At 45.1% G+C, this 11,639-nt stretch carries 8 protein-coding genes; 2 read left to right on the top strand and 6 right to left on the bottom strand.

Annotated features, from left to right (window positions below):
* The first annotated feature begins 123 nt into the window (after window positions 1–123).
* Window positions 124–1,527 (top strand): DUF4403 family protein, encoded by a 1,404-nt coding sequence (locus tag ABDV94_RS09725; RefSeq protein ID WP_343606915.1) that lies wholly within the window; start codon window positions 124–126, stop codon window positions 1,525–1,527.
* Window positions 1,528–1,624: 97 nt separating this feature from the next.
* The gene (locus ABDV94_RS09720; protein ID WP_343606913.1) at window positions 1,625–2,809 is read left to right on the top strand and encodes an OmpA family protein; all 1,185 of its coding nucleotides are present in this window, start codon (window positions 1,625–1,627) and stop codon (window positions 2,807–2,809) included.
* Between the two features lie 137 nt (window positions 2,810–2,946).
* Here the strand turns inward: ABDV94_RS09720 and ABDV94_RS09715 are convergent, their stop codons facing one another.
* The 6 genes from ABDV94_RS09715 to rplQ all read right to left on the bottom strand — a co-directional run bounded on the left by ABDV94_RS09715 (window position 2,947) and on the right by rplQ (window position 11,583).
* Window positions 2,947–4,956, bottom strand: coding sequence for a urocanate hydratase (locus tag ABDV94_RS09715; RefSeq protein WP_343606911.1), 2,010 nt, complete (start codon window positions 4,954–4,956; stop codon window positions 2,947–2,949).
* A 289-nt stretch (window positions 4,957–5,245) separates the two neighbouring features.
* Complete coding sequence (locus ABDV94_RS09710) at window positions 5,246–7,852, bottom strand: gliding motility-associated C-terminal domain-containing protein (protein WP_343606909.1); 2,607 nt, start codon at window positions 7,850–7,852, stop codon at window positions 5,246–5,248.
* A 5-nt stretch (window positions 7,853–7,857) separates the two neighbouring features.
* Window positions 7,858–8,220, bottom strand: coding sequence for a hypothetical protein (locus ABDV94_RS09705; protein WP_343606908.1), 363 nt, complete (start codon window positions 8,218–8,220; stop codon window positions 7,858–7,860).
* A gap of 274 nt (window positions 8,221–8,494) precedes the next feature.
* Entirely contained in the window at window positions 8,495–9,778 is a 1,284-nt protein-coding gene (gene eno, locus ABDV94_RS09700) for a phosphopyruvate hydratase (RefSeq protein WP_343606906.1), read from the bottom strand.
* Window positions 9,779–9,798: 20 nt separating this feature from the next.
* Entirely contained in the window at window positions 9,799–10,902 is a 1,104-nt protein-coding gene (carA, locus tag ABDV94_RS09695; RefSeq protein ID WP_343606904.1) for a glutamine-hydrolyzing carbamoyl-phosphate synthase small subunit, read from the bottom strand.
* Between the two features lie 117 nt (window positions 10,903–11,019).
* Window positions 11,020–11,583: a 50S ribosomal protein L17 gene (gene rplQ, locus ABDV94_RS09690; protein ID WP_343606901.1), complete on the bottom strand. Its 564-nt coding sequence runs from the start codon at window positions 11,581–11,583 to the stop codon at window positions 11,020–11,022.
* Window positions 11,584–11,639 lie beyond the last annotated feature (56 nt).

The following is an 11,639-nucleotide window of genomic DNA, read 5'->3' as shown; positions in this document are numbered from 1 at the left end:
TTGCAGGTTGTCGATTTCTGGCAGGACAAAACTCCGAATAAAGGAATAACAAAATAAAAAATCCGCTTCATGATTTGAAGTTAATACTAATTTTGAAATGTCCATCATGAAATTTTCGTTGCTGTGCGTATTCTACAACTGAAATCCGGGTTCATCGCATTGTTGGTGCTTGTCTCCTCCTGCCGTTCCATTCAGCCGGAAGCGCCGGTTACCGGAAATTTGGCAGAAACACCACCTCCTGTCAATTCCTTAACGAACAGTATTGTCGTTCCGATCGAGATCAATCTTGCCGGTTATTTCAAACAAGCCGACAAGTCCGTTCCAACCGTTACGACCGGCTCCGACAATCCGTGCAGCGGCATCCGCTACCAGTTCCGGTTTCAGAAAGACTCATTCGGGATTGCAACGATTAACAATCAATTACTGGCGGAACTGATCGGGTCTTACTGGATCAAAATGGAATACTGTGCCGGCTGTTCGGACATGTTCACCGCAAAACCGGTCTGTGTTTCTCCTTTGGTTCCTTTTTCCTGCGGAATCAACGAACCGATGCCTTCGCTGAAAATCCGTTTTGCAACCGACCTCACAATCAATGAAAATTATGGTTTGGAAACCAAAACCCGGGTTCAGGAATTGAAACCACTGAATCCGTGCGAGGTGACGATTTTCCGGTTTGATGCGACCGGTGAAGTGATTAAAGAAGTACGCAAAACACTGAAAAAACAGTGCGAGGAAACCGACAAACAGCTTGCTTCTATTTCCTTTCAGAAAGATGCGGCGGAACTCTGGAAAAACATGAATCAGACAATGCTGGTTCCCTATCTCGGGTACATCCACTTCGAACCCTTGTCTCTTTCCTTGGTGAAACCACGACTGGCAGATAATAAACTCTATACGACTCTGGTTTTGAACTGCAGAACCTACCTCAACCAGGATGCAGCAAAAACCACCCTTCCGGAACTTCCCAAACTTTCGGTCATTCCCAAAGCTCCGAAGGACACCTTTGAACTGATGACGGATTTTGAACTCAACTACGATTCGATCTCCCAGCTCTTCACCAGTCAGGTCAAAGGGAAATCGGTTCAGATCGATAAAAACCACTTCGACTTTGAAACCGTCACAGTAAGCGGACTGGATCAGAAACGAATCTCACTCGAAATCACGTTTGGCGGAACAAAGAAAGGAACGCTTTACCTCGTTGGAGTTCCTGTATTCGACAATGAAACCAAAACATTGGAGCTAAGCGGTCTTGCATACGATCTGAAAACCAAAAGTCTGCTTCTCAAAAGTGCCAAATGGCTTTTTTCAGACCGGATTTACAACGAACTTCAAAAATCGACCCGGATCGACTTTTCCAAGGAATTCAACGATTTGAAAAAATCGATCGATAAAAACATGCAGCAAAAAAACGGGGATTTCTACCTTGCCGGAAAAACGCACGAAATAAACGTTGTCCATATTTTTCCAACAATCGAGAAATTATACCTCAGAACCTGTTTGAATGCACAACTAAATGTTAAACAGTAACTAAGAAATACAGTTAGTCTGCTCATTTAATCCGTTCAGAAAGAAGAAAATCTGGTTATTTTTAGTTAATTCGCGAAAAACCTATATTTGCTGAATAATGAAATTTAAGCTCCTATTGTTTCTTCTGTCCGTGATTTGCATGGACGCATCCGGGCAGCAAACAGCTGAAAGTTCGGAAGCGATATCAGATTGCACAGGAGCTGTCACTATTTTAAAAAACGGAGATTACAAACTGCAATTTCCGGGAAAAGGCGGAAGTGTAAATGATTTTCAGGCATACGCTACTCTGAAAGACATTCCCGACAAAAACACCGTATTCTGCTCTTTCAAAGCATCCTCCGACGGCAGGTTTACGCTCCATGCCAAATGCGAGCAACCTATCCAGATGATTATTTTCGAAGGAGAAACCAAATATCCGTGCGAAGAAATCCGAAAAGGAGCCGCAGAGATCAAGCGTATCATTTCAAAACCATCTCCCGAACTGGGACTCGGTCTCATTGTTTCCGACAAAGCACTTTACCCGATTGATCTGAAAGCAGGACAGGAATTGATCGTCTGTTTTATTGCTCCTCCAAAAACGAAAGAATACCTGGATGTGAACTTTGTATTGGAGCCGACCAACGGCGAATTACAGGAAGCATCGGACGGAGGAAAATTGATCGATGCCAGAACGACACGTGAACCAGGCTTAAAAATCATGATCCGGGATTACGAAACCGGAAAACCGGTCATTTCAAACATGACCATCACGGGAATAAAAGGCATTAAAGGAATCACAGCGGCTTACCAGGGATCAGATTTCCTGATTTCCATAGACCACTCCGGACGGGTACAGCTCAAAGTCGATGCGGAAGGTTATTTCTTCACCGATCGCGAAGAACCGGTTTCTGCCAATACGGAAACGGAAATCGTTGTGTGGATTGAACCGCTGGGCGAAGGAAAAAGCATGCAGATCGATGAAATAGAATTCCTTCCGGGAACCTCTGATTTTCTACAAAGTGCGGAACCGAAACTCCGGAGACTCCGCGACTTTTTAGCACTGAATGCCGGGGTAAAAATTGAAATCCAGGGACACGTACATTCCAACGGAGACAATACGTTTGAAGCTCAAAAACTATCTGAAGCACGCGCCAAACGCGTATACAATTACTTAGTAGATAACGGAATCGATAAAAACAGGATGACGACCGTCGGGTTCGGAAACACCAGGCCGATTTTTCCCAATGCCAAGTTTGCTTCCGAAGAACAGGCCAACCGGAGGGTAGAAATCAAAGTTTTATAAAATTGAAAAGATTCTGAGCATATCAAAACCTTTTCAATTCTCCATTATTTCAAGTCGACTTCGATTACTTTATCAGCTTGATTTACTTTAAGAATCATTGAAAATGGGCATTGAGCTGAGTCGAAATGCCTTTTCAATTATCCATTTTTAATTTTCAATTGTTTTAACAGCGTTTCATCAACCAATTCAGGAATTGTTACCTTCAGTTTCGGTTCAGCTTCCATGGCGCGTTTGATTGCGAAAATTGCTCCTTCGTTACGTGCCCAGTTACGGCGTGCAATTCCGTTATTCACATCCCAGTGAAGCATGGATTTCAGTCTGCGGGATGCGTCGTCAGAACCGTCAAGCAACATTCCGAAACCACCGTTAATTACTTCTCCCCAGCCAACGCCACCACCGTTGTGAATCGAAACCCAGGTTGCCCCGCGGAATGAATCTCCGATCACGTTTTGAATCGCCATATCAGCTGTGAAACGGGAACCATCGTAAATATTCGACGTTTCGCGGTATGGTGAATCTGTTCCGGAAACATCGTGATGATCTCTTCCGAGAACTACCGGCCCGATTTCACCGTTTTTAATGGCTTCATTGAACGCAGAAGCAATCTTGGTACGTCCTTCGGCATCTGCATACAGAATACGCGCCTGAGAGCCTACCACGAGCTTGTTTTGCTGCGCTCCTTTGATCCATTGAATATTATCTGCCATTTGCTGCTGGATTTCATCCGGACTGTTCTTCCGCATTTCTTCCAAAACAGCACAGGCAATCTCATCTGTTTTTTGCAAATCTTCCGGATTTCCGGAGGTACATACCCATCTGAACGGACCAAAACCATAATCGAAACACATCGGTCCCATGATGTCCTGAACATAAGACGGATATTTGAAATCAATTCCGTTTTCAGCCATCACATCCGCTCCCGCCCGGGAAGCTTCCAGCAAAAAGGCATTTCCATAATCGAAGAAATAAGTTCCTTTCGCGGTGTGCGCATTGATCGCAGCAGCATGTTCAATCAATGATCGGCGAACCAATTCTTTGAACAGTTCCGGATTGTTAGACATCAGTTCGTTCGCCTCCTCAAACGTTATACTTACAGGATAATAACCACCTGCCCACGGGTTGTGAAGCGAAGTTTGGTCTGATCCCAAATCAATGTGTACATTTTCCTGATCGAACTTCTTCCATACATCGACTACATTGCCTAAATAGGCAATCGATACCGCTTCTTTGTTTGCCTGAGCTTCACGAACACGTTTTACCAATTCATCCAGGTCTTCAATCACTTCATGAACCCATCCCTGCTCGTGACGGATTTTAGTGATCTTCGGGTTTACTTCCGCACAGACCGTCACACAACCTGCAATCGTTCCTGCTTTTGGCTGCGCTCCACTCATTCCCCCCAAACCGGAAGTCACAAAGAGCGACCCTTTCGGATCTTTTTTAATTTTCCGGAATCCGTTCAATACCGTAATCGTTGTTCCGTGAACAATTCCCTGCGGACCGATATACATGTACGAACCTGCTGTCATCTGGCCGTACTGCGTTACTCCCAGTGCATTGAATTTCTCCCAATCATCCGGCTTGGAGTAATTCGGGATCATCATACCGTTTGTTACAACCACACGCGGCGCATCTTTATGAGACGGGAACAATCCCATCGGGTGTCCGGAATACATCGCCAGCGTTTGGTCGTCTTCCATTTCGGACAAGTATTTCATCGTCAAACGGTACTGGATCCAATTCTGGAAAACCGCTCCGTTTCCACCATAAGTAATCAATTCATGCGGGTGTTGCGCAACAGCGTAATCCAGGTTGTTCTGAATCATCAGCATAATCGCTTTTGCCTGCTGAGATTTTCCGGGATATTCATCAATCGGACGAGCATACATGCGATAGTCCGGTCGAAAACGATACATGTAAATACGTCCGTATTTTTCCAGTTCCTCAGCGAACTCCACAACCAGTTCCGCATGATGTTCTTTCGGGAAATAGCGCAGAGCATTTCTCAAAGCCAGCACCTTTTCCTCTTCCGAAAGAATTTCTTTTCGTTTCGGGGCATGATTAATCGCCGTTTCATAGGCTTTCTTCGGAGGTAAAACTGCAGGAATTCCTGTTCTTATATCGTTTTGAAAATCTTCTAAATTCATAAATATCCGGTTATGCTGCGAAATTAAGAAGAAAAAGCATAGCTTTTGAAGACCAAATTATGACAAACGTCGGTGCGAAAATAATTTGGGAGTATCGCTTTTGAAACCCAAATGATTTCCGATCGTTCGCGATACGCTTCGCACTCGAACAGACCGGAGATTTTCCGCTTTTGTCGGTTCGAGAATCGGAGTGAAACGGAGCTATATCGAGAACTGACACAGCGGTTAAAAACAATAAGGGGCTGTTTGAAATTCAAACGGCCCCTTATCATTCGGATCAATTATCTACTTAATAAATAATCGTTACTGTTCCATTCCAGACATACTTCTTGTCGGAAATAACTTCCCGCGTACGGATTACCCAGGTATAAGCTCCCTGAGGCACCGGTACTCCATTGTACGTTCCATCCCAGGATGCATTGGAATCATGTGATTCCCACACAATTTCTCCCCAGCGGTTGTATACATGCAATGAAAAATCATATTCATCGATCCCTTCGATGTGAACTCTCCAGCTTTGGTTGAATTCATCTCCGTCAGGTGTAAAGGCATTCGGAGCATACAGAATCACTTCCGGAAGAATCACCACCTGCTTGGTCACCGTATCGGTACATCCCAGGTAGGATTTCGCAATCAACGTGACGTAATATGTTCCCGTTTCGCCATCAGGGTAAAGCACCATCTGATCGTTATTCGTAGACGTAGACGGAGTAGCTCCCGGGAAGCTCCATTCGTAGCTGTCCGCGTACAAGGCGTACTCAGAGAAAAGCACTTCGGTATTGAACATCGTGATCGGATCCGGACTCCATTTGAAATCTGCAATCGGAGTCTGCATCACGGTCAGGAATGCCGGCCAGGTGGTTGAATCGATACATCCGTCAGGAGAAGTAACAATCAATTGCACATCGTAACTTCCATTCATTGTTGAGGAAGTCAGGAAGGAGTTTGCATCGATAAATTCATCCCCATTGCTGATTCTCCAAATCGAACTCATCGTATTCAGGGAATCCGGGTTATACATTTCAAAAATTGCCGGCTCACATTTGGTTGCCTGATCCACCGCTATCTGCGGAACAGGAAGCGCGTATGCATTGATCACTCCTGTTAAGGTAATCGGTGTGGTTTCACATGCATCGTCGATAGTCACTGTATACGTAGTTGTCTGCTGCGGATTATCTCTCAGTGTACTGACAGATCCGACATCCGTTTGCCCGGTCGACCAGGTAATCGTATACGGAGCTCCGATACCACCCGAAGCTGCAACCATAATCGAATCCATGTATCCCGGACAGGTATAGGCATCCGGCGACATGATTCCGGACAACACCGGGTTCATCATCACGTAAATGGAATCTCTGTTGGACCAGCACCCCAAATTACTTTCAGCTTGTACCGGATAATAGGTATTTACCGTTGGGTTCACCTGTGTTACCGCAACCAAAGTAGGGCTGTGATCCCAATGATAGGAATACGTTGAACCCCCTGTTGCAGAAGCCCAGATGGTTGCCGTTCCGTTTTGACAGATGACCGTATCATTCGAAACCGTCATAACAATTTGTGCCGGATTCGTTAAAGTCGCAGTAGCACACTTCTGACATCCCAATGCGTTTTTAGCACATACAGTATAGGTTCCTGCTGCAAAACCTCCCTGTGTATTGGAAGCCTGCCAGCTTACTCCGTTATCAAAGCTATACTGAGTTGCCCCAGTACTGTTGATGGTAATGGTTCCGTCTGCAGCACCGTAACATAACGGGTTTGTTGTAGCGGCAGTCAATGTCAACTGTGAGACAGTCACAACAACTGTATCTCTGATCACACCACACACCGCGCTGGTTTCTCTCAAAACAAACTTATAGGTTCCGGGCTGATTCACATTCACCGTAGGTGTCAATGTAGAAAAGTTAGGTGAAAAAGTTGCTGCAGCCGGCGGTGTCATCCCGGTTGGAACAATTGCCTGCCAGTTGGAGGTATTTCCCGCACTTCCGATGGATCCTGACAAGGAAATCGGCTGTCCCAGACACACTGTTTGATCCGGTCCTGCATTCGGTGCAGGAGGGTTTGCTACGGTAATCGTAAATGTTGCGGTATCCTGAAGCGGCGGAGACGCCTGTGTCACTACTACCGAATAAGTGGTCGTTACTGTTGGAGTCACAGTCACATTCGATCCTCCCGTAGGGTTCGAAACACCTGTTGTTACCAACCAGTTGAAAGTCGGGTTCACATATCCCGGAGTTGCAATCGTTACGTTTGCGGAGTTTCCTAAACAAATGGTCTGATCAGCTGCCGATACTCCACAAACAACCGCTGCGGTACCGAAGAAGTTCAGGTTTACGTTTTGGTTCGTGAAACTGTAGTTCGACAAACACAAGATGAATGATTGTCCTGCCGTTACTGTTAAAGGCGGTTGATAACTGGAGCTGGAAGCACTCGGCGGGTAATTTGCCGGTGATGACATTCCTGTATTTCCGTTACATGACCCGTTCCAGTTACAGGAAACAGGCGGCAAGGTATTTCCGTTGATTCCCGCACAACCGTTGTTGTTGACATTCGGCCACATGATCCAGTCAAAACAACCGGAACCGGAAGGGCTGCCTGAAGCATTCAATCCGATCAGGGACCACTCCAGTGTTCCGTTGGATACCACGTTGATCGTAATGAATGTGGAAACCGTTTCACCGGAAAGCAAACAACCACTGTTTACCCCTTGTGGATTGGAACTCGGATTGGAAATGGTTCCTGTTCCGAAATCCTGTGTATTGTATGACGGGTTTGATCCTACAATTGGAAACTGGGGTGTCGAACATCCGGATACTGCCAGGTTACAGTTTACCGGAAGCTGTTGTGACCAAACTCCGAATGAGCTAAACGCCAATAATGTATATAAAAGCTTTTTCATCGGTTCTAGTTTTCTGGACAGTTAGTAAATGGATACGGGTTGATCGGGTCAACTCCCTGCAAACCTATTTGAAGACAGCTGTAAGCTGAAGCGTATGTTCCCATCCAGGAAATGAATTCCGTTTCAGAAAAGGAAGAGATGTCTTTTGTAATCAGGAACAACCGATGTGTTGGAATATCCACCCGAACTACCTGAACATAAGGGATCGTGCGTAGTTGGTTTTCCAAAGTTGTCAATTCCGTCTGATTCCCCACATTGACCATACATTGAGCAAAAAAAGCCGGTGCGTTTGCCTGATTGTTGCCCGTTTGAGCCATTCCTAAAAAGGAACCCAATACAAAAGCGAAACTTAGTAATAATGTCTTCATAATTATAGCTTTGATTTTTAAACGCTTTGAAAACAATAAGGTTGCCTACTGATAATAAAAACAACCAATTATGAACAATTTGTTAAAAAAGTGTTTTACGCTTAATTCCTTAGGTGATCCGTTTTTACTCTTCATGGGAAGCAAACACCAGCAAATACGTACGTCGAGGTCTGCAATCTGATGTAAAAGGTTCCGAATCATCCACTGGAAACCACAATATACGAAAAACAAAAAAGGGAGCCAAAGGCTCCCTTCCATTTCTATAAAGATAAGATTACAAGAATCGGAATGATTTTCCCGGGTAATATGCTGTTTCCCCCAATTCTTCTTCGATGCGCAATAATTGGTTGTATTTCGCCATACGGTCGCTTCGGGAAGCAGAACCGGTTTTGATCTGACCACAGTTCAAAGCCACTGCCAGGTCAGCAATCGTATTGTCTTCCGTTTCACCACTTCTGTGCGACATCACGGATGTATAGCTGTTACGTGTTGCCATCTGAACCGCTTCAATCGTTTCGCTCAATGAACCGATCTGGTTCACTTTCACCAAAATGGAGTTTGCAATTCCCTGCTCAATTCCCTGAGCCAGACGCTTGGTGTTTGTTACGAACAAGTCGTCACCTACCAGCTGTACTTTGTTCCCCAGCTTTTCAGTTGCTGTTTTCCAACCAGCCCAGTCGTCTTCCGCCAAACCATCTTCGATGGAAACGATCGGGTATTTCTGACACCAGTCGGCCCAGAAATCTACCATTTCAGAAGAAGTGCGTGATTCTCCGGTTGACTCGAACAGGTACAATCCTTTTTCAGCGTTGTAAAACTCGGAAGATGCTGCATCCAATGCGATGTGTACATCATGTCCCGGTTTGAATCCTGCTTTTTCAACTGCCTGCAATACAACCTGGATTGCTTCTTCATTAGATCCCAAATTCGGTGCAAAACCTCCTTCGTCTCCAACGTTTGTAGACAAGCCTTTGTCTTTCAAAACGGATTTCAGATGGTGGAAAATTTCCGTTCCCCAACGCAATCCTTCAGAGAAAGAAGACGCACCGAACGGCATCACCATGAATTCCTGGATATCGATTAAGTTATCCGCATGTGAGCCTCCGTTCAGGATGTTCATCATCGGAACCGGCATCGTAGTTGCGCCCACTCCGCCAACGTATTTAAACAAGCTCAAACCTGCCTCCTGTGCCGCTGCTTTCGCTACTGCCAGAGAAGTACCCAGGATCGCATTTGCCCCCAGCTTGGATTTGTTCGGAGTACCGTCCAATTCCTGCAATACACGGTCGATCAGTTTTTGATCGAAAATATCCATCCCGATCAGCTCTTCAGCGATAACTGTATTGACATTTTCTACCGCTTTCAAAACTCCTTTACCCAGGTAAACGGATTGATCACCATCACGTAATTCAACAGCTTCGTGGATTCCGGTTGAAGCTCCCGAAGGAACTGCCGCTCTTCCAACTGCACCGTTAGTGGTGTAAACATCTACTTCTACCGTAGGGTTACCTCTTGAATCTAAAACTTGTCTTCCGACAATGCGTGCGATATAACTCATGTGTTGTTTTATTTAGAAGCTTAATGCTTCGCCTGTTTCATATTAGAAATAAACTGATCGAACAAATAACGGGAATCATGTGGTCCTGCAGATGCTTCCGGGTGGTATTGTACCGAAAATACCGGTTTGTCCGTCAACATAATTCCGGCAATGGTCTGATCGTTCAAATGCTCATGTGTCACTTTGATTCTCGGATTAGACTGTACGCTGTCCTTTGCAATCACAAATCCGTGGTTTTGAGACGTGATCTCTCCTTTTCCGGTCAGCAGGTTCATCACCGGGTGGTTAATCCCTCTGTGACCGTTAAACATCTTCTCGGTTTTCAATCCCTGGCTCAATCCCAGGATCTGGTGTCCGAGGCAGATTCCGAAGATCGGTGTTCCGAGTTCTACCAGTTCTTTCACCAACGCAATTTCTGTCGGCATCGCTGACGGATCACCGGGACCATTAGACAACATGTATCCGTCCGGGTTGAATGCTTTCAATTCATCCAGCGTGGTATTCAGCGGGAATACTTTCACGAAGCATCCTCTTTCTACCAGACAACGGATGATGTTTTTCTTCACACCGAAATCCAGCAGGGCCACTTTCCATTCAGCGTCCGGGTTTCCGGATTCGTAAGCTTCTTTGGTTGCAACTTTGGATGACAGCTCCAGTCCGTCCATTGAAGGAACGTCTTTTACTTGTTTCAGCAATTCTTTCTCATCCAGCAATTCGGAGGAAATAATCGCATTCATCGCTCCTTTGTGGCGGATGTGACGAACCAGGGCCCGTGTATCGATATCCGTGATTCCCACTTTTTCATTCTCTTCCAGGTAATCCTGCAATCCGGACGTTGCCGAAGTTCTTGAGAAATTAGTTGCGAATTTTTTGGTTACCAATCCGGCGATCTTAACAGATTCGGATTCTACTTCTTCCGGGGTCACACCGTAATTCCCGATGTGGGATGTCGTCATGACTAGTATTTGTCCGTAATATGAAGGATCTGTGAACACTTCCTGATAACCGGTCATTCCGGTGTTAAAGGCGATCTCTCCGGTTGTTGTACCTATCTTACCGGTAGCTTTGCCGTAAAAAACTGTTCCATCCTCCAGGACCAGGAGCGCAGGCTTGCGTTCTTCCATATACTAAAATGTTTTTGCAAAATTAGGATTTCTCTTTCAACTTCAAAAATATCGTGCATAAAAAAGGGTAACCGTTTATAACCGGCTACCCTTTTTCTATTTTAAAAACGAAAATGTTTACTCTTCATCTTTCTTTTCTTCAGTAGAATCTGCTTCTTCAGAAGGCGTTTCTGTTGCCTCTTCAGTTGCTTCAACAGCTGGTGTTTCTTCAACAACCTCTGCTACTTCTACAGCTTCAACAGCCTCTGCTTTCTTCGTTGCTGAGCTTCCTCCGCGACGGGAACGACGAGTTGTTGTTTTCTTCTCTCCTGAAGTGTATACTTCGTTGAAATCAACCAACTCGATCAAACACATTTCAGCGTTGTCACCTAAACGGTAACCTGTACGGATGATACGTGTGTAACCTCCCGGGCGATCTGCAATCTTAGGAGCGATTGTTCTGAACAATTCAGATACAGCCTCTTTGCTTTTCAGGTAAGAGAATGTAGTACGACGATTGTGAGTTGTATCGTCTTTGGATTTTGTCAAGATAGGCTCAACATATACACGCAAAGCTTTCGCTTTTGCCAAGGTAGTTGAAATACGCTTGTGTTCAATTAATGAACAAGCCATATTCGACAACATTGCTTGTCTGTGTGCAGATTTTCTGCCTAAATGATTTACTTTTTTTCCGTGTCTCATGATATTAAATTTCGTAAGTAACGGTTAGCCGGAATTTGTATCGCTTCCTTCCGGCC

The organism is Fluviicola sp. (assembly GCF_039596355.1).
Lineage (GTDB): Bacteria > Bacteroidota > Bacteroidia > Flavobacteriales_D > Crocinitomicaceae > Fluviicola.
The sequence above is the reverse complement of the archived record's forward strand: the minus strand, read 5'-3'. Positions and strand labels throughout refer to the sequence as shown.

Bases quoted from the DNA above. Each gene is read 5' to 3' on its own strand.
- ABDV94_RS09705 (WP_343606908.1), bottom strand. From the start codon at position 8,220: ATGAAGACATTATTACTAAGTTTCGCTTTTGTATTGGGTTCCTTTTTA.
- eno (WP_343606906.1), bottom strand. From the start codon at position 9,778: ATGAGTTATATCGCACGCATTGTCGGAAGACAAGTTTTAGATTCAAGA.
- ABDV94_RS09720 (WP_343606913.1), top strand. From the start codon at position 1,625: ATGAAATTTAAGCTCCTATTGTTTCTTCTGTCCGTGATTTGCATGGAC.
- carA (WP_343606904.1), bottom strand. From the start codon at position 10,902: ATGGAAGAACGCAAGCCTGCGCTCCTGGTCCTGGAGGATGGAACAGTT.
- ABDV94_RS09710 (WP_343606909.1), bottom strand. From the start codon at position 7,852: ATGAAAAAGCTTTTATATACATTATTGGCGTTTAGCTCATTCGGAGTT.
- rplQ (WP_343606901.1), bottom strand. From the start codon at position 11,583: ATGAGACACGGAAAAAAAGTAAATCATTTAGGCAGAAAATCTGCACAC.
- ABDV94_RS09715 (WP_343606911.1), bottom strand. From the start codon at position 4,956: ATGAATTTAGAAGATTTTCAAAACGATATAAGAACAGGAATTCCTGCA.